Genomic DNA, 19,999 nt, shown 5'->3' with positions numbered 1-19,999 from the left:
GCACCTCGGGAGGCGAAGACCGCACCTCGGGAGGCGAAGACCGCACCTCGGGAAGCAAAGAGCGCACCTCCCCCGACAAACTCCTCACCGCACCTCCCCCAAATAAAAAAAGAAAGGCGCAATGCCTTTCTTAAATCACATCATTTTATCTAAAGCCAATTTCGCGTCGCTTGCTGTTTTCGCATCGACTTGAATGCGGTTTATCACACGTCCCGCTACCAATTCTTCAAGAGCCCACGTTAAATGTGGCAAATCAATCCGGTTCATTGTTAGACAAGGGCACATATAAGGGTTTAATGAGACGATATCGAGATTGGGATAATCTGCAATAAGTCGGTTTACCAAATTCATCTCGGTTCCGATCGCCCATTTGGAACCAGGCTCAGCCGCTCCAATCATATCAATAATGTATTTTGTAGATCCGGCAAAATCTGATTGGCTAACCACTTCATGCGTACATTCTGGATGCACTAAAATAGTGCGATCAGGATCATTTTGTCTTAAGTCGTCAATATGCTTCGGTAAAAAATTCATATGCACAGAACAATGGCCTTTCCATAAAATTACTTGCACGTCTTCTATTGGACATTGTGCTTCGAGCTTTTGTTTGATTGGATCCCAAATGGCCATTTGTTCGAGCGGAATGCCTAGTTTTACGGCGGTGTTGCGGCCCAGGTGTTGATCTGGTAAAAACAGCATGCGCTGCTTTTGTGTTAACGCCCAGCGCACCATTGGCTCGGCGTTAGAAGAAGTGACAGTTGCTCCGCCGTTGCGTCCGACAAATGCTTTAATAGCTGCTGTGGAATTGACGTACGTTAATGGCACAATTGTATCACCGAAAAGTTCTTGCAACTGTGACCAAGCACGTTCTGTTTGATCGATATTGGCCATGTCTGCCATAGAGCAACCTGCACGCATATCGGGCAAGATAACTGCTTGCTCAGAAGTAGTTAAAATATCTGCAGTTTCTGCCATGAAATGAACGCCGCAGAAAATAATATAGTCTGCTGTTTGTTGCCCAGCAATTTGAGACAATTGGAGTGAGTCTCCTGTCACATCTGCATACTGGATAACTTCGTCTTTTTGGTAATGGTGACCGAGTATGTATAAGCGATTCCCGAGTTTCGCGCGAGCATGTTTTGCGCGTTTATGCAGCTCTTCAGTTGTCGCTTGTAAGTAAGCGCCAGGCATGGCTTCTGCTTGCTGTAATTCTTTTAGGAATAAGGTCATTGATAAAGTGCCTCCTTATGTGAAATGGATAGATTCATGCTGATATCAAGATTGTGAACACTGTGAGTTAATGCGCCTATAGAAATGACGTCGACACCTGTATGACGATATGCAGCCAAATTTTCTAATCCAATGCCACCTGAAGCTTCAGTACGAATCGATTCGGGCACAAGCTTTGCCCATTCAGTTAAGGTTTCTGGAGTTTGATTGTCAAACATAATGATGTCAGGGCGTGCCTCGATGGCTTCTTGTAATTGAGCTAAGTTTTCAATTTCAACTTCGATCATTGTTATATGTCCCAACTGGTCGCGCACTCCATTGACGGCTTGGCGAATAGACCCAGCAGCGGCGATATGGTTGTCTTTTAGCATGACGGCATCATACAAGCCATTTCGGTGATTAAATCCGCCACCGGTTCGTACCGCATATTTTTCAAACATCCGCAGTCCAGGAGTGGTTTTTCGGGTATCAACAATACGTGTATGGGAAGAATTTAAGATTTCCACACATTTTGCAGTCAATGTTGCGATAGCGCTCATCCGTTGGACAAGATTTAAGAGTACTCGTTCTCCTGCTAATAACGATGCGACAGGACCCTTTATGCGGACAATAGCTTCGCCAGACTCTACCCAATCTCCATCCCTTTTTAAAAATTCTACTGTCACTGCAGGGTCTAGTAAATTGTATCCCCATAGAAAGCATTCGAGACCTGCGACGACTCCATCTTGTTTTAAACGAACCACTGCTTCACCCCAATCTTCGGGACTAAATAATATAGATGACAAGTCACGATCTCCAATATCCTCTAATAAAAAATTCTTAATAGCTTCTTGAGCCTTTAAGCGATTCATAACACAATCTCCTTTTGTTGTAATATGCGTTCTCCAAATGCGGCACCTGCTAAAGACAACTCAACTGTTTTACCGGCCCACAATGCGGAAGTCTCTGACACGTCGCTTCTAAAATGCGCACCACGGCTTTCATTTCTCAATAACGCAGCTTTAGCAATCAAGCAGCTAGCAGTGTACCGGTGAATATCTTTAATGTGCTGACTAGAATAACGCTGCAAATCAAATCCGCAAAGGGGGAAATCGGCACTGAATTTTTGAAGTTTGTCTTTGTCTCGTAAAATTCCTACTTGCTGTGTCATTCGAAGTTGCAGATCCGCAGGCAAAGTGAATTCCTCTGTCACTTGAGTCAACTGAATTTCCAACTCTTTAAAATTAAACCCGGTATCTAGTAATTTACTCGCTAAACGTTTGGCGAACACCAAACCTTCAAGTAAGGAATTGCTTGCGAGTCGATTTGCACCGTGGACACCAGTTGAAGCCACTTCGCCAATAGCATAAAGGCGAGGGATAGATGTTGCTCCCCACTCGTCAGTCTGAACGCCACCCATATGAAAATGAGCGCCAGGTCTAACAGGAATCAAATCTTTTTCTGGATTGATATGTAAGTTATTGCAATTTTTGAAGATCGAAGGATATTTTGATTTGAATTGCAGAATTTGTCGAGCGTCTAGAAAGACTGGACCTTTTTGTTGCCAATGCCTTTCGATAACACGAGCAACAATGTCTCGAGGCGCTAGTTCCATTAATGGGTGAAAATCTGTCATAATACGTTGTCCATCAGCATCGACAAGTAAAGCACCTTCACCGCGTACAGCTTCAGAAATTAATCCGTGAGATTTACCGTGGAGCGTCAAGACCGTAGGATGGAACTGAACAAATTCCAAATCTTCTAAAACAGCACCAGCATGAAAGGCTAAGGACAAGCCATCTCCTGTAGCGACTAACGAATTGGAAGTTTGGCTATACAATTGGCCAATCCCACCTGTCGCCAATACGATATGGTGTGCTTGAATGATCGAACGATTGCCTTGGCTATCTTCTACACATACTCCCACGCATTCTCCTTCTTTTATAACGAGTTCAAGAACAGAATGATAAGGCAGACGTTTGACGCGGTCTTCCGTCATAGCTAAAAAATACTGCAAAAACATTTTCCCTGTTTGATCGCCGCCCGCATGAAGAATTCGCTTAGTTGAATGTGCCGCTTCTCGACCTAAGAGCGGTAGTCCATTTTCGTTGGCATCAAATGGTAATCCTCGAGACAATAAGCTTTCGACGATAGACAATCCTTGTTTTGTTAAAATTTCTACGCGACGAGCATCTGCATGACCAGCGCTAGCAGAAAATGTATCGATTGCATGGTCTATTGGATTATCTCCAGGACCAATACTTGCTGCAATTCCTCCTTGTGCTAGAGCAGTGTTACTTGAAAATAGATCTTCTTTTGTGAGTACGGCGATAGACAAAGAAGAGGGAAGAGAGTGAGCCAACATTAATCCAGCAATTCCGCCTCCAATTATACAAACATCAAACATTAGTTTACACCAACTTTACAAGTGTCTTGACACTATTAATGACATAAAGCTAAAGTGATTACAAGATTAAAATACAGTATGTGAAGGAAATGATGGAAATATGACGATTTATTTGGATTATGCCGCTACATCTCCTATGCGAGAAAGTGCGATTGATGCTTACGCAACAATAGCTAGAAAGTATTTTGGGAATACACAAAGTTTGCATGACAAAGGTACAGATGCCTTGGGGCTATATGAGTCGTGTCAGCGAACATGGGGGGATATGCTCCGTGTGCGAGGAGAAGGAATTTACTTTACTGGAAATGCCTCAGAAGGCAACCAATTGGCCATCAGGTCTTTGTTACGTGGAAGAAAAGGTGGGAACCGAGAAATCGTCACTACTCAACTAGAACATGCATCTGTACTTACAACATTGCATGAGTTAGAAAAAGAAGGATACCGAATTCGGTATGTGCCTGTTAATAGGGACGGAGTTCTTGATTTTGAAGAATATAAGAAAATGGTGACAGATCAAACGGCTTTAGTTGTCATTCAGTTAGTCAATTCAGAAATGGGTGCGATTCAGCCAGTTGCAAAATGTGTGGCGATTGCCAAAATGAATAGGGTTCCTTTTCATTGTGATATTGTCCAAGCTTTAGGTAAAATTCCTTTAGATTTAGCTAGTTTAGGAGTTACAAGTGCTGTTTGTTCAGGACACAAAGTTGGGGGACCAAAAGGAGTCGGCATTGTATGGGTTGATCCAAGTATCCACTGGGAGTCAACTTATGAAGGAACTACTCATCAACAAGGCTTTCGTGCTGGTACGGTAGACGTTCCAGCCATTGTAGCGGCAACAATTGCGACAAAAGAAGCCATTTCTGAACAGGAGAAAGGCTCACAGCACGCTGAAAACTTACAATCTTATTTTAGAGAACAATTACCAGAAGGTGTTTTGCTCATAGGAAATGATGCTGAAAAATCACCGTTTATTCAAGGAGTGTTGCTGCCTCATGTAGAGGGCCAGTGGATGATGCTCGAGTGTAATCGCCACCAGATTGCTATTTCAACCGGAACCGCCTGCAAGATTGGGGCTGGTGAAGCGATGTCTGCGATGCGTGCTATCGGGATTGCACAGGATGCAGCACGAAAGTTTATTCGAATATCAATATCTAAAAATACAACAAAACAGGAGATCGATGCATTTCTACAAGTGCTTCGGACCTCAATGTTATCAACTATGGTGCAATAAATAGATTGTAAAGCGACTGTTAAGAATTTCTAAAAACTTCAAAGAGAGGGTTACGGCATTTGGTTGATAAGATAAGCTGAATGTAACGCCATTCATTTTGAAGGAGGAATAATAGTTGAAAACTATGTTTTTGAAAATATCTATTCCTATTCTAACCATTGGATTTCTTTTAACAACACAACCCGGCACTCAAGCTTATCGAATACAAGAAGCTCCTGCACCAAATTATGAATGGAAAGAAATCGGAACTCCATATGAAAATCAATTAACTGAGCTAGATAAAGAAATACGCATACTAAATGCACAGTTAGATCGCGAAAACACGCTAAGTTTCGAACAGTATGATCAGTATCAGTCGACTTTAACTAATTTACTACAGGATGCAACTACCATCTCGAGAGAAGTAGAAGCAATAAGCTTAACAGCTCAATTCGAACAGCTAGTAATCATTCAAAAAAAAATACAGGAAATTGATGTGAAATAAAAATACACCGCACTCGTCTTTTCGACAACTGCGGTGTATTTTTATTATTAGTTACTGACAGGCTTAAAGTAATGTCCAAATTCTTTTGGATTTGATCCGTATTTATTTGATCCAGCTTCGCTATCTAATAATGTAAATATGAATAAAACAATCCAGCCTAGAATCGGGATAAAACTAAGTAGTACCCACCATCCTGTACGACCAATATCGTGTAAGCGGCGAATGGTCACTGATAAACTTGGAATTAAAATAATGAGTGTAAATATAGTACTTAAAAGACCGATGTCTGTTGCAATTTCTAAGCCTAATACAATTTCGATGATAGATAAAACAACTGAGATAATACTGGTAAATAAGATAAACATCCAATATTCTTTACGACGCGATCTACTTTTAAAATCTAAGCTCTTTTTGAAAACATCTAAAAATTCTTTCGAGATTCCATCTCCTAAAATATAGTATTTTACTGAATCGATTATATCACTATATGGGATATTAAAGTAGATAAAATATAAAAATTTTACATTTTATTTATATTTTAGAATATAATTATGATTTTGATGGTAAAAATATGTTCTGAATAGATAGATTTATTACAAATACGAAGACTTCATTACATCTTGCAACCTCGAGTAGTTGTTTTACGTTATAAGGTTTATAATGGAAGAAAATGAAGAACTTTATGCTAGATCATCAAGGGGGTACAACTATGAAATGCAATAACTGTGGAACTGAAAATGTAGAGGGCTCAAAATACTGTAAAGATTGTGGGCATTTACTCATACAGACTAGAAATAAAAAGCACAAAAAGCGTAACCTGACGTATGTCATTATTTTAGTGCTAACTTTGCTCGGAGTCGGAATAGGATCTGCTCAATTAATGAGCGATAATGCCGAGCCTCCTGAACAAGTAGAGACTAAGCCAGAGGAACCAGAAGTAACGAAGGAACCTGAAGAAATTGAAGAAGTTGAGGAAATTGAGGAAATTGAAGAACCAGAAGAAACGGTTCCAGCGGAGGAACAAACAGTGGGAACTGTTACCAAGGTTGAAAACATTGTACCGCCTTCTGAACAAGAGGAAAAAATAGAACCAAAGAAAAAAGAAAAAACAGCCATTATTAAAGAAGCACAGCAAAAAGTTTATACCGTATTATCAGAAGGTGGCCAAGGATCCGGATTTTTGTTTTCTGACACAGGAATGGTCGTAACGAACGCTCATGTTGTGGCAGGATATACAGATGTTGTCGTTCGTAATATTAACGGACAAGACCATCCGGGGACAGTGGTTGGGATTTCTGGTGAATCAGATATTGCATTGATTCATGTAGAGGCATTTGAAGGGTTTACACCATTAGAAGCAGAAATGGGCACTACGGATGTTGGAACAGAAGTTATTGCGCTCGGCAGTCCAGCCGGCATGGAAAATACTGCGTCAATCGGTTATCTAACAGGAATTGACCGTGATTTCTACCAAGAGTTTACGTATGAAGATATTTATCAAATCGACGCTAAAATTGCGCCGGGAAGTAGCGGTGGACCGTTGGTTGATGCAACCACTGGCAAAGTGATTGGAATCAACTCCTTGGTCATGGAAGAAGGAGATTCAATCGGCTTTTCTATTCCCTTGTATTCAATGCATGGACAGTTATCAAAATGGGTAACAAACCCTATGTCAGCGGAACAAGTTGCTGCAGTATTTAATGTATATGAAGATTTTAATAGCTATGAAGATGAAGACTATGAATACGATATCGATTTAGAAATGAATTTTAACGAAGCGAACTTAAGTGAATTTATCGGAGATTTCCGTTATTATTACGAGCTAGCATTGAAAGAAGAAGACTTTTTCTATGTTCAAAATTTGCTTGTTTATCAAAGTGATATCTACAATGGAATCAGTGAGTACATTGTAGATATCTCAGGTAAAGGAATGGAATTCAACTTTACGAAGTTAGATATCTCAGATGTAGAGATATTTGAAGATTATGCAGTTGTTCAAACAGAAGAAGCTTTTGATTTCAAAGATGGAGCAGGTAACTGGTCTGTTCAAGAACGCAGCAAAACTTATACCATTGTTATGGATGAATATGGTTTCTACTATGTTTCGGATATTGTGAATAAAGAGTAGAGTCTATGTACCAAAAAACCGCCTATCAGCTAAGCCGATAGGCGGTTTTTTTATAACCGTGAAAACAATCATTGTTTGTAATGGACTGGGCGGGTGTCCTTATTGAAATGTTCTTATTTTTGTTTTAGAGATATTGGCTCCAAGTATCTGATTTTTCCTGTAATGTGGCGTGTAAGACGATTTTGATAAAATAAGAATGCTACGCCAATACAAGATGAAATTGTCAGGAATGTCATAATTATTACATATACGAAGAAATTTTCACCAAAAGTCATTGCAAGTTTTACAAAGTAAGGCAAGAAAATCATATGTGTTAAATAGATGAAAAACGAGAAATTACTAATAATAACCAGTGTCTGGTTATTAAAATTAAATTTACGAATTAATGTCACTAATAGAAAGAAGACACTTACAGAATACAGCAACATATCGTATCGTTCACTTGAAATTCTTGTGTAATCTAATTCTATATAATTGTATACGATTATTCCAAAGCTCGTAATTGTTGTCAAAATCGGTATCCATATTTTAGCGGTTAAAAATGTGACAAGTTGTTCATAGTATTGACCGATATAAAATGCGACAATAAAATAAAACAGCCACATAAAGATATGGGTTTTATACCATAATGGATAATTTGTTAAAATAAAATTTTCATAGGTAGCAACATGTACAAAACAATATACATGAGCAAAAGAAATAGCAAACGATACCAAAATCGGTCCAAGAGGGTTAACACGTGCTAAGTATTTTCCGATTAACCAGTGCAAAATATAAAATTGGAAAATGACTATGACAAAAAATCCGTACCATTGACCATATATTACTTTTTGGAAAGCTACTTCAATAAAAGATGTTAAGTCTTTACTTGAACCACGGTAACTAACGATTAAACCAATCAATAAATATGGGATTAATATATATTGAATTCGTTTAATGAAAAACCCCTTTTTTAATCCATTTGGGTAGTTTTTTGAAAGAAGAGTTTCGGATAATAAAATAAATATAGGTGTAGAGCAAAGCAATGCAAACCGTATCCACAAGATATATTGGTCGTAGGCAACTTGATCAACTTCTATATTTTTTAAATAATTTGAGATTGAATGAGTAACAACAATAGCGAGACACATAAGGGCTCTTATAATATTGATTTCATTTAAATTTTTCACTTGATTGCTCCAATTGATTCCCTGGTTTGAAAATAGCCAGGTTATTTCTATACTTGATAAAACAAGGACATGGATGTACCTGTTCACATTAGTACAGTATAAATATTCTTTTGCCGACTGTCTATCTTTAAATCAATTGACAGAAATTAGAAGGATGATAATATAAGATATTGCCATAATAAAATTGTCTAGGAGATAAAGAGCTATGATTTTAAAAAGATTTACAAATAAGGTGAAAAGAAGATTAGTAAAAAGAGTAGAAGTAGAAAAATACTATTTTGATGAACAAAATTTAGTTTTTCAGTTTGAATTGTCGAACTTCTTAACCGCCAAAAAAAATGCGAAAGCGGAATTTTTTATTAACGAAGAAATTTTTCCGCTCACTTGCGAGTTTGTGCATAAAAATAGGTTGATTGTAGCACTTCCGAAAAAATTACTTTCGCTGGTTACATCGAGTTCAAATATACAATTAACGATTAATAATAAAAAAATATGGATTACAGAACACGACATGTATAGAGCGGGAGATTTTCAAGAATCAATATTAATCGCTAATAAACTTTTATCGACTAAAGTAAAAAGAAACATCATTGTCAACAATCGGTTTGCTGACTTTTACTTTACGGATAGTTCGATCAAAGGGGCAGTGAAATCTGTACAATATGGCGCTCTTACCATGTCTATAGAGTTTTCGACTGCAATGAACAAAGATGTTAAAAATGTTGAACTTTATGCTTTTAATAACTATCAATTCCGTGTGCTAACAGGTAGACGAGATGCTGAAAGTAACAACTTTGTTTTCGACGATCTTTCCGAAATGGCAGCTGGTTTATGGAGGTTGTTTCTTTACATGGATAATAAATTATACTCATTAAATCTGAATAATGATTTTACTGAGTCTTTCAACACTTATTATCATCAATTTAAAGTTCTACGAAGAGAATCTTTTATGTATTTGGAATTACAACCACATTCAATGGAAGTTGATTCTATTGTTATTGAAGAAAAACAAGATTATGAGTTTCTTCTATTGTTTTCTCTAGGAAATAGAGGAATAGATGTGGAATATTCTCTTCAAGTAGATGAACCAAAAAGTGGTCTACTCGAAACCTATCCATTGGAAAGAAACAACAGACTTTTTCAAACCACTCTGCCAATGAACGTTTTGATGGATAATTTATTTGTAAAGCGTTTTTTTCTTGTTGAGCATAGTAGTGAGCCTAAAGTATATAAGTTTAATCTAGACAAATATACGTTGCAAACTACCACGACACGGTACAAGATTGTATCAAACTCGCAGTTGGTTAAACTGAAGTTTTATCGTCGAAAAGATTTATCGCTTGGATTAGCAATGACGTCAGCTAAGCTTAAGAAATCTATTAGTGAAGTAAAAGATTTTCAGATAAAAGGCATGATTGGATCAATCGAAGATTTTATAGGTTCTAAAGCGTATTTAATGATAGAAGATCGTATGTCTCAAGAGTCGCTTCAAGTTCCTATATCTGGAGAGTTTTCAGTTGATCTCAAGAGTTTGGATTTAATCGGTCTGAAAAGTAAAGATAAAACAGTTCTCGATTTGTTTGTAGTTATAGAAAATAGCTCACAAGAGATTATTCGTAAAGAAAAAATTAGATATACTAAAGCGCAATACAAGAAAGACAATTATTATAGCTATACTAAACAATTAGATGATAAAGGCAATGAACATCATTTCATGATTACCACAACACCTTTCAATAATGTGAAAGTGGAATCATTTACTGTGAGAAAAGATGTGGAAATTCCACGAGATACTGAAGTAAAAGATGAAAATGTCTGGTTGATGGGGGAACGTACGAATACCGCTCAAGATAATGGCATCGTCTTTTTTAAATGGTTACAGGAGCATACATCTCTTGAAGCTTATTATGTAATTGAAGAAGACAGTTCAGATTATGAACAGATTAAGCATCTTCCAAATATATTGATTTTTGGGTCCGCTAAGCATTTTGAAATTGCTTTTAAAGCGAAAGTTTTACTGGGTACACATGACTTAGAAAACATCTTACCTTATAAACCGGCTAAAGGATTTTTTGGATATGAAGAAACCATCAAGATATTCCTTCAACATGGAGTATTGGGACGCAAAAATGTGGAATATCATAAAAAAAATTACGATATGCCATTTGATTTATTTATTGTTAGCTCAGAGCCTGAAAAGAAAGTGATTGTAATGGATGAGATGGGCTACGATGATCATGAAGTAGTTGCAACTGGTTTGGCACGTTTTGATAATCTAATCCAAGTCGATCCACCTAAAGATATTTTACTGATGCCCACATGGCGTGATTGGATTAATACTGACGAACAATTTTTAAAGAGTGAGTATTTTTTAGCGTATTCAAATTTAATCCAAAATGAAAAACTACTTAGACTTCTTGAAGAATATGATGTGAATATTAATTTTTATCCACATTACCGTGCTCAAGATTATTTCCAAAGTGAAATTGAGAATATGCATGAGCATATCAAATTTATCCCGTTAGGTTCGCAAACAGTTCAACAATTGCTTATTGACCATGCTTTGTTAATAACAGACTATAGCAGTGTCAGCTTTGACTTTACATTACTCAATAAACCGGTCGTTTATTACCATTTTGATGTAGAGCAATTTTTCCGTAAAGGTATTTTGCGACCGATTGAAGAAACATTTATCGGTGGGATTGGGTCTTACGAGGAAGAGCTTGTTACCATTATTGAAGACCGAATTAAGAGCAACTTTGCGAATTTCGAATATGAAATAACGGGTATTATTAAACATCAAGATCAAAACAATAGCCAACGTATATACGATGAAGTACAAAAGCTAATAGAGGCTAAAAGAAATTCGTAATGGAAAATAAATTAGAAAAAGAGCGGTGAAATTTAAATTCACCGCTCTTTTATTTACTTGAAATCAAATCAGCTACTAAAATATAGCGCTCGGGAGCGTATCCAATGTAATCGAATGGATAGCACGTAGAAACTGTCAAGGTAGCTTTTGGCTTAGGAACGATAACGGTTCGGTCGTCTTGATCGACGATACGAACTTGGCGTACTTTGTAAGTGAAGGTACCTGCATAGGTTTTGACTATGAAAATATCGCCTTTTCCAATTTCGCCAAGTTCACGAAAAACGGTATCACGATGGCCAGACAATACTGAATTGTCATTTTCACCGGGCAGTACACTTTGCGCAAAATGTCCCACGCCTTTTTCTAATTCATCCTCATCTGTACCGTGAATAATCGGCAAGCTAGCTTCAAGCTTAGGAATTAGTAGTTCTCCCATCAGGTCGCCAACTTCAGGTTTTTGGGGATACTCGAGGTTCAGTGTTTCTTTTTTTGAAGGCTTCTCAGCAATTTCAATTTGTGGAGACTTAGGCTTGCTGCTAAAATCTTTTGCTTCAACATTGCCTGTTTTATAAAGCATATAAGCTTTTACAAAAGTTGCAGTACTTGTAGTGCTAAACCATAAACCGGAAAAAACCAGGCCAATAGATAGAAAAAGAAGAAGCGATTTCTTGCTTCTTCTTTTTTTGTGTTTGTCGTTCATCATTAAATTTGTTCAGCTCTCAAGCGACGGAATAAAACAATCCCACTTAAAAGTAAAGCAAGTCCAAACAGTAAAGAGGGTACAAAATTAGAAGCAGTAACTGGTAATTTTCCACCTTTTAGTGTTTTCGTCGTACTAGGTGGAGACGCAGTTGGTTTTTGCAATACGGTAGGTGCTGAAATAATTGTTTCTACAGCACTTAAATCCTTACCTGTATCAACAATTAAGTCTGACCCAAACATATCAGCAGTCAATAAAATGTCGGCTAAAAATACATCTTTCAAGTTGTAAATTTCAATTAATAAGTCCGCACCTTCTGTAGATTCAAGCGTCATTAACGTTGCTAATGAAACTGGGCTTTTCACACCATCTTTTACAAAAAAGTACGTAGTTTTTAGTTCAAACAAATTAATCATGTTGCTATAAATATCCATCATCTCAGCAATTTGCTCTGCTGTTAATTCGTCAGCTGTCTCAAAATCACCAATGGCCATCATGCGATTGCTTAATTGTGTAAGTTTTTCTTCAAATGCAGGATCTTCGTAATTCAATGTTTCTAAATGAGCAATCAATCTTTCCACTTCTTCTTCAGTCAATCCAAGACTAGTGAAAAGGCCGTTAAAATCTAACTCGTAATCATCCATTTCAGTATAAAAAAGAAGAGAATCCTCTAATTCTTCGATATAGTCGTAGTTTTCTAGAGAATCAGAATAACCTTGTAAAAATTCTTCTAATTCCTGTTCCGATGAAAAACCAAAGTCATCCATCAATTGCTGTAGGTTTGAATCATCAATCGGCGTACCAGTGTAATCGTCCATGTAAAACTCACTAAAGTATTCTACATCTTCAATGAAGATTAAATAGATGCCGTCAAGAACATCTTCGCCATACTCAAGGTCACCGTATTCATATAGTAATTCATTTAATTCTGTGCGAGTCAGCTCCAGTTTTTCTGTTAAAAGCTGAATGCCTTTTTCAGTCAAAGGTGTACCTAACTCATCAATCGAATCAAATTCATCTAAAGACCAGTCTTTACTATCTAAATAGTCTAGATAATCTTGCTTATCCCAATTGATTTTTACTAAAAATGCATTAAACTCAGCTTCATCGGACTTGATCGCAAATGCAGATAGTGGCAATGTACCGAGTACAAACCCTAAAACTACTAAAAACACAACTAAACGCTTCATTTTCTTCCTCCTGTTTTATAAAAAATGGAATATCTATACTATTATAGGTTTGGACTTAAATATATAGAATAGGTATAAATAATCATATAAATTGAAATTCAAAGTAATTTCTAAAACGCGTAACATTTTAAGGTGAAACTATAATTACCGCAAAAATCAAAAAAAAGCTGGGAAATAGCTTCCAGCTTCTTTTTGTCGTAATTTATTAAGGACTAGTTGAACACTATTGTGGAATAACCAGCACTTGTCCAACACGAATGGCATTAACATTCGTGATACTATTGGCTGCAGCTATTTTAGCAACAGTGGTGTTGTATTTTCTCGCAATACTGTAAAGAGTGTCTCCGGCTTTAACTGTGTATTTCACTGTTGTAGCAGGAGGGGGCGCAGCTTTTCCAGGGATGGTCAAAACTTGTCCGACTTGGATTAAATTGAAATTGGTGATGCTATTGGCTTTAGCTAAATCTGAAACAGTAACATTGTATTTTCTCGCAATACTGTAAAGAGTGTCTCCGGCTTTAACTGTATATTTCACTGCAGTAGCAGGAGGGGGTGTAGCTTTCCCTGGAATTGTTAGTACTTGACCAACACGAATCAAATTATAATTGGTGATGTTATTGGCTTTGGCCAAGGCTGGAACCGTTACATTGAATTTTTTGGCAATGCTGTAAAGGGTGTCCCCAGATTTGACTGTATAGTTGGTGCCGCTGACAGGAGTGGAAGGTAAATTTAATAATTCGGATACAGTGACAAATGTGTATCCTTTGGCTTTTAGTTTGCTAATCATACCTGGCAAAGCTCCTGGTGTTCCAGACGCGCCAGCACCTGTGTGCATTAACACAATGGATCCAGGCACAATATTATTCATAACTTTGTTGGTAATTTGTGAAGAAGAAACACCTTTCCAATCAACCGTGTCAATATTCCATTGAATGGTATGGGTATACCCTGCATCACCAACAGCTTTTAAAACAGCTGCATTAGACGCACCAAATGGAGCTCTGAAAATGGGTTTAGTTGATTTACCTGTGATGTCTTTAAGCGTAGTTTCTGTTGTGGCAAGTTCACTTTTAATTTTTGCAGCCGACAGTTTTGTAAAATCAGGATGTGAATATGAATGGTTCCCAATTTGGTGACCTTTAGTTGAAATATTCTTGATCCAAGATGGATGGTTTTTTGCGCCAGATCCTGTTAGAAAGAATGTTGCATCGACTTTATTGGCTGACAACACATCTAAGATTTTGTTAATATTTGTGCCATCTGAACCATCATCAAAAGTGAGTGCGACTACTTTGCTCGTCGTATTGCCTTTTGATATATATGTGGAACTTGCAGCTTGAGACTGACTAGAGAAAGAGAAGACGGTAAATAGGATTAATAGCAACGCAGCTGTGACTTTTACCCATTTAAAAGAAAGCACCTTTCTCACCCCTTTATTTAGTTCGCTGAAGCTGATTCAGCGTATGTATAGGAGAGTAGGCAGTATGTTGGGACAATATAAAGATTCTACTTCTAATATACCACATTACTAGTTGATTTGCCTTATTATTGACTGAATAATCCGATATTTCAAAAGATATTTATATCCTAAAGAACTAGCTGTGTATTCGTAGAAAATAAGAAAACAAGAAAACCAGCAATCCATTAAACTGGATTGCTGGTTTTGACTTACAAATCGCTTGGATCATAAATGACTGTGATTAGTTGAGAAGTGCTTTTTCCTGTCGAATAGGTGTTCCAATGTTTGCGGAATTGATCGATCTTTTCGTGATCAACCGAAGGATCTAAAATCTGATCAATAACTTCGCTAGTTGTCTTTACAATTGGACCGGGAAAGTACAAACTATTTTCCGCCCATATCCCCTGTGTTTTCCCATACTCGACAAGATCATAGGTGAAGAAAATCATTTTTTTCTCAAGTAATGAAAATTCTACTGGAATTGATGAATAATCTGTAACTAAAATATCGCTAACAATGAGCAGTTCACTAAGGTGTGGGTAGTCATTTACCATTAGAACACGTGAATGCTCAGTGAAGTTTGTGACTTCTTGTACAGAAGGGTGTAGTCGAATCAGTAATACATACTGCTCGTCCAATCTTTCTAGAAGCTCTTCTACATTTAACTGTAACTCCATGCTATTCAACGAATTTTTACGAAAAGTAGGAGCATATAAAACAACTTTTTTTCCGGTAATGGCGGGATATAAGCTTTGCAAAGTTTCATGAGCTTTTTGCTTAGCTGCAGAATCGAAATAAAAATCTGTCTGTGGAACACCTGTATAGATAAAATGACTTTGATCAACATGGAACGATTCAGAGAAGATATCTGCCATTTGTTGAGAGCCAACAGGAATATATTGAAAACGATCGTACACTTGCTGAAATCTTAGCTTTGCACGTTCACTTCTTGCGGAAGTTTCAGGATCACTCCAGCCGAATTTTTTAATAGCTCCAGCTGCGTGCCATAATTGTATACATTTCACTTCTTGTCGAAATTTAATGACGGAAAGAACGCCGGCATAATTATCAACAAACACATATTTTGACGTAGCCAAATGATAGATAGATAAGAAAGTATCTAAAATATTGGATGTTTCAAAGCTATAAATTTTTTTATTGTTGGTGGGTATGGCTGAAAAATCGATTTTGCATTTGGATTGGTTAATAAAAATCATTTGGTGCTGCTGTGATTTTGATAACTCGTTTGCAATAAAAAATGCATTATCACCAAAAGAAGAAAGAAAGACCGTTTTGTTTTTGAGTGGGAAAAGTTTGAACAGGGCGAACAGGACTTTAAACAAGAAGAGGTAGATGGAAATTCCAAACTCTTTAATCATTTGCTGTTTAAAAGATCTGTCTTGATTTTGGTAGTTGAAATGCCTTCTGTTCGTGGCAAATAAAGAACCTCACAATAGTCCTTTAGTTCGTCAAATTTGCCGTCCCAGTCAGATCCCATCACAAATAAGTCAACCTTGTTGTTAGTAATGTCCGACTCTTTTTGGCCCCAATTACTTTCAGGAATCACTTCATCAACGTATTTAATAGCTTCGAGTATGAGCTTGCGCTCTTCGTAGGAGTGATAGGCAGCTTTGCCTTTAATCGCATTAAATTCATCCGTAGATAAGCCGACGATTAAATAATCGCCGTTTTCTTTTGCTCGTTTCAAAATATTTATATGACCATGGTGGATTAAGTCAAAGGTTCCGTAAGTTATTACTTTCTTCATATATGTATTCACTCCAAAAATGCTTATTTTCGATTTTTTCACAATATGCTATGTTACCATCTTATATGTTATCATGTGTAATAGCTATTGAAAATATGGGAGAAGTATGAGTGATTAGACGCTTTTGTAGAAGAAAAGTTGCATATATAAGTTCCATAGAAACGCTTATAGTATAAAATAAAAAGAGACTGGATGCTAATTGTTTTAATAAATTTTGTCCATTCCATTTAACTAGAAAGAAGTTAGGTGAAAAATTTGAGTTTCATCCAAAAAATAAGAAGTTTAAAAGATAGTAGCTATACAAGAAGAGCTTTTCGAGCAGTTTTTGTAGTGCTGGGAAGACTTCCGAAAAAGAAAAAGCTAGTTGTATTTGAAAGTTTTCATGCAAAACAATTTAGCGACAATCCGCGTGCAATATACGAGTATATGAAAGAGCATTGTCCAGACTATAAACTTTTGTGGAGCATAGATAAAAGTGCGATTAAGCTTTTCGAAGAATTCAATGTGCCATACATCCAAAGATTCACGATAAAATGGTTTTGGATGTTCCCAAGAGCGGAATACTGGGTAAACAACGTAAGGTTACCTTTATGGATGCCCAAGCCTAAAGAGACGGTATACTTGCAAACTTGGCACGGGACGCCGTTGAAAAAGCTAGGACTTGATATCGAAGAAGTTCATATGCCCAATACCCAAACAGATTCCTATAAAAAGAATTTCGTATTGGAATCGGAGAAGTGGGATTATTTGATTTCTCCTAATACGTATTCATCAGAAGTTTTTAAACGTGCTTTTCATTATAATGGTGCTATTATTGAGTCGGGCTATCCTCGGAATGATGTTTTAACCAATACCTCTCCAGCTTTAGTCAGTAATTTGAAAAAAGAACTAGGGATTGCCGAACATAAAAAAATCATGTTATATGCTCCTACGTGGAGAGATAATGAATTTTATCAAAAGGGTAAATACAAGTTTGATTTTCAATTTGATTTGAAAAACTGGGAAAAGGAATTCGGTGAAGACTGGGTGCTCTTGTCCCGCATGCATTATTTAGTTGCTGAGAACTTTGATTTTTCAGCGTATGAAGGAATCGTTTACGATGTGTCGCGTTACCCAGACATTCGTGATTTGTACTTAGCATCTGATCTGTTAATTACAGATTATTCTTCAGTGTTTTTCGATTATGCCATTTTAAATCGTCCAGTGATTTTCTTTATGTACGATTTAGAAAACTATCGAGATCAATTGCGTGGTTTTTATATCGATATTGAAAAAGACGCACCAGGTCCTATTGTCCAAACTGAAAGTGAATTGTTTCAGGCAATTCTAGATTTGAAAGATAGTGATGTCCAATCAAATCAAGCTTTCATGGAGTTTAAACAGCGCTTTTCATCTCTTGAAGATGGAAGGGCGACTGAGCGTGTCGTGAACGCTTTTTTAAAATAATTGAAATAAAGCAATCATTAAGATAAAAAGTGAGTAAGTGAGGATTCCTATGAAATCAGCTATAAAAGTAATTAAAGAACAAGTTAAGTTCTCTTATTTAATTAATAGGCTGTCTATTTATGAATTACGAAGCTTAACTAGAGGGAATTATTTGGGGGCAGCATGGGAGATTATTAACCCGGCTATTCAAATTATGATCTATTGGTTTGTTTTCGGCTTTGGAATTAGGCAGCGAGCGGACGTTGGAGATATTCCATATTTCCAATGGATGTTTGCCGGAATTCTCGTATGGTTCTTTATCAACGGCAGTGTGATGAAAGCTTCCAAGTCGATTTATACCAAGATTAGGATGCTCGCCAAGATGAATTTCCCAATGAGCGTGATTCCGAATTACACCATTTTTGCACAGCTATATCCGCATTTGATCCTATTAGCTATCGGCATGTTAGTGTTGCAGTTTATAGGTTTTCCTATTTCAATTTATTACTTACAATTGCCTATTTATATGCTTGGATTGCTCATATTCTTGTTCAGTCTTTCGCTAATCACATCTACGTTGGCGACTATTGTTAGAGACGTGCAAATGTTGCTGCAATCAGTTATGCGTATGCTGCTGTATTTATCACCAATTTTATGGCCGCCAACATTGCTGCCAGAATCTTGGCAAGTGTTCTTAAAACTCAATCCTTTCTATTACGTCATAGAAGGATATCGGTATTCGTTACTTGGTGAGGGGTGGTACTTTCTTGAAAATCCAACCTATACCCTATACTTTGTTGGGGTCGTCGCATTAACATTCCTTGTCGGTTCTTATCTTCACGTGAAATTCAGAAGTCAGTTTATTGACTTTTTATAAAATTGGATGTGAAAAATTTGGTTAATTCAGTAGAAGTTAAAAATGTCTCAAAACGCTATAAACTATATAAGAAAAAATCTGAACGACTGCTCGATCTGCTAGTTCCATATAAAGATTACGGGGAAAACTTTTATGCCTTGCAAAATGTCTCGTTCACAGTTGAGGAAGGCTCGATTGTCGGGCTCGTTGGCATTAATGGATCTGGTAAATCGACCTTAGCGAATATCATCGCAGGCGTTATTCCTTCGACAAATGGTCACGTGTCAAGCAACGGGGATGTAGCTTTGATCGCAGTAAATGCGGGTCTTGACGGTAAATTGTCAGGTCGCGAAAATATCGAACTAAAATTATTAATGCTCGGATTTTCTCAAAAAGAGATATCCGCGATGGAAGATGAAATTATCGAGTTTGCAGAGCTGGAGAAATTTATCGATCAGCCTGTAAAGACTTACTCAAGTGGGATGAAATCACGTTTAGGTTTTTCTATTTCGGTACGTGTGAATCCGGATATTTTAATCGTAGATGAAGCGTTATCCGTAGGTGACAAAGCTTTTTCTGAGAAAAGTTTAGATAAAATGATGGAGTTTAAGCAAAAAGGAAAGACAATGTTCTTTGTTAGTCACTCAATTTCACAAATGAAAAAGTTTTGTGATCAAATTTTATGGTTGGAATTTGGAGTGGTTAAAGAATACGGTCCAACTAAAGAAGTTATTACCAAATACGAAACTTTCTTAGAAGAGTACAAGGCATTATCAAAAACGGAAAAAAAGAAATACAGAACAAGCGCACTCAATCGCCAATCCAAGAAAAATCAAAAACCTGTAGAAGTCCTTTAGGATTTTCGCAGGTTTTTTATATGTGTATTAAAAAACAATGAAATGTTATTTTTTGAATTACAGTAGACAAAAGTCTGCAAATAAATAACCGATAATGTGAAAACAATAGCAACACAATCTCGGGGAAATAAGGCATGTCGACTAAAAAGACTAGCCTTGTTTGAAAAAAGCTTATCATTTGAGCTCGCATTTATTTGAAAGGTGCGGTTATCGCTTGTTGAGGTGCGGTCTTTGCTGTTTGAGG

Annotated in this window: 17 protein-coding genes; 7 read left to right on the top strand and 10 right to left on the bottom strand. The window is 37.0% G+C overall.

The window, feature by feature from the left end:
- Positions 1-135: 135 nt before the first annotated feature.
- Genes nadA through nadB form a run of 3 tightly spaced genes read right to left on the bottom strand, consistent with a single transcriptional unit; the run spans position 136 to position 3,616 of the window.
- Entirely contained in the window at positions 136-1,230 is a 1,095-nt protein-coding gene (nadA, locus tag PLANO_RS11405) for a quinolinate synthase NadA (protein ID WP_038704570.1), read from the bottom strand.
- On the bottom strand, positions 1,227-2,081 hold the full coding sequence (gene nadC, locus PLANO_RS11400) for a carboxylating nicotinate-nucleotide diphosphorylase (RefSeq protein ID WP_038704569.1): 855 nt from the start codon (positions 2,079-2,081) through the stop codon (positions 1,227-1,229). Before nadC ends, nadA begins: the two co-directional genes overlap by 4 nt.
- Complete coding sequence (gene nadB, locus PLANO_RS11395) at positions 2,078-3,616, bottom strand: L-aspartate oxidase (RefSeq protein ID WP_038704568.1); 1,539 nt, start codon at positions 3,614-3,616, stop codon at positions 2,078-2,080. The genes nadC and nadB overlap by 4 nt, the downstream gene beginning before the upstream one ends.
- Before the next feature lie 100 nt (positions 3,617-3,716).
- Between nadB and PLANO_RS11390 the strand changes: the two genes are divergently transcribed.
- Both PLANO_RS11390 and PLANO_RS11385 read left to right on the top strand, forming a co-directional pair.
- A complete protein-coding gene (locus PLANO_RS11390) occupies positions 3,717-4,847 on the top strand; it encodes an IscS subfamily cysteine desulfurase (RefSeq protein ID WP_038704567.1) in 1,131 nt (376 codons plus the stop codon).
- A 115-nt stretch (positions 4,848-4,962) separates the two neighbouring features.
- Positions 4,963-5,331, top strand: coding sequence for a hypothetical protein (locus tag PLANO_RS11385; RefSeq protein ID WP_038704566.1), 369 nt, complete (start codon positions 4,963-4,965; stop codon positions 5,329-5,331).
- Positions 5,332-5,378: 47 nt separating this feature from the next.
- Here the strand turns inward: PLANO_RS11385 and PLANO_RS11380 are convergent, their stop codons facing one another.
- Positions 5,379-5,771, bottom strand: a complete 393-nt coding sequence (locus PLANO_RS11380) for a DUF805 domain-containing protein (RefSeq protein WP_038704565.1) — start codon at positions 5,769-5,771, stop codon at positions 5,379-5,381.
- Positions 5,772-6,040: 269 nt separating this feature from the next.
- Between PLANO_RS11380 and PLANO_RS11375 the strand changes: the two genes are divergently transcribed.
- Positions 6,041-7,459, top strand: a complete 1,419-nt coding sequence (locus tag PLANO_RS11375) for a trypsin-like peptidase domain-containing protein (protein WP_038704564.1) — start codon at positions 6,041-6,043, stop codon at positions 7,457-7,459.
- A 113-nt stretch (positions 7,460-7,572) separates the two neighbouring features.
- Here the strand turns inward: PLANO_RS11375 and PLANO_RS11370 are convergent, their stop codons facing one another.
- Complete coding sequence (locus PLANO_RS11370) at positions 7,573-8,628, bottom strand: acyltransferase family protein (protein WP_038704563.1); 1,056 nt, start codon at positions 8,626-8,628, stop codon at positions 7,573-7,575.
- A gap of 205 nt (positions 8,629-8,833) precedes the next feature.
- On the opposite strand from PLANO_RS11370, the gene PLANO_RS11365 reads away from it, so the two are divergent.
- Positions 8,834-11,500, top strand: a complete 2,667-nt coding sequence (locus PLANO_RS11365; protein WP_038704562.1) for a CDP-glycerol glycerophosphotransferase family protein — start codon at positions 8,834-8,836, stop codon at positions 11,498-11,500.
- Positions 11,501-11,549: 49 nt separating this feature from the next.
- Here PLANO_RS11365 and PLANO_RS11360 read toward each other — a convergent pair whose 3' ends face one another.
- The 5 genes from PLANO_RS11360 to tagD form a co-directional block, all read right to left on the bottom strand.
- On the bottom strand, positions 11,550-12,203 hold the full coding sequence (locus tag PLANO_RS11360) for a class D sortase (protein ID WP_156108905.1): 654 nt from the start codon (positions 12,201-12,203) through the stop codon (positions 11,550-11,552).
- Positions 12,203-13,390 carry a processed acidic surface protein gene (locus tag PLANO_RS11355; protein ID WP_038704561.1) on the bottom strand — a complete coding sequence of 396 codons (1,188 nt, stop codon included), beginning with the start codon at positions 13,388-13,390 and terminating at the stop codon, positions 12,203-12,205. The genes PLANO_RS11360 and PLANO_RS11355 overlap by 1 nt, the downstream gene beginning before the upstream one ends.
- A gap of 223 nt (positions 13,391-13,613) precedes the next feature.
- A complete protein-coding gene (locus PLANO_RS11350) occupies positions 13,614-14,810 on the bottom strand; it encodes a LysM peptidoglycan-binding domain-containing protein (protein WP_038704560.1) in 1,197 nt (398 codons plus the stop codon).
- 248 nt (positions 14,811-15,058) lie between these two features.
- Positions 15,059-16,228, bottom strand: coding sequence for a CDP-glycerol glycerophosphotransferase family protein (locus PLANO_RS11345; RefSeq protein ID WP_038704559.1), 1,170 nt, complete (start codon positions 16,226-16,228; stop codon positions 15,059-15,061).
- Positions 16,225-16,617 (bottom strand): glycerol-3-phosphate cytidylyltransferase, encoded by a 393-nt coding sequence (gene tagD, locus PLANO_RS11340; RefSeq protein ID WP_038704558.1) that lies wholly within the window; start codon positions 16,615-16,617, stop codon positions 16,225-16,227. Before tagD ends, PLANO_RS11345 begins: the two co-directional genes overlap by 4 nt.
- Before the next feature lie 330 nt (positions 16,618-16,947).
- Between tagD and PLANO_RS11335 the strand changes: the two genes are divergently transcribed.
- From PLANO_RS11335 to tagH, 3 genes are read left to right on the top strand one after another with little or no spacing between them, the layout of a single operon-like run.
- Positions 16,948-18,063, top strand: coding sequence for a CDP-glycerol glycerophosphotransferase family protein (locus tag PLANO_RS11335; protein ID WP_081976692.1), 1,116 nt, complete (start codon positions 16,948-16,950; stop codon positions 18,061-18,063).
- 49 nt (positions 18,064-18,112) lie between these two features.
- Complete coding sequence (locus PLANO_RS11330; protein ID WP_038704557.1) at positions 18,113-18,919, top strand: ABC transporter permease; 807 nt, start codon at positions 18,113-18,115, stop codon at positions 18,917-18,919.
- 17 nt (positions 18,920-18,936) lie between these two features.
- A complete protein-coding gene (gene tagH, locus PLANO_RS11325) occupies positions 18,937-19,755 on the top strand; it encodes a teichoic acids export ABC transporter ATP-binding subunit TagH (RefSeq protein ID WP_038704556.1) in 819 nt (272 codons plus the stop codon).
- Positions 19,756-19,999: the final 244 nt, after the last annotated feature.

Source organism: Planococcus sp. PAMC 21323 (assembly GCF_000785555.1).
Classification (GTDB): Bacteria; Bacillota; Bacilli; order Bacillales_A; family Planococcaceae; genus Planococcus.
The sequence above is the reverse complement of the archived record's forward strand: the minus strand, read 5'-3'. Positions and strand labels throughout refer to the sequence as shown.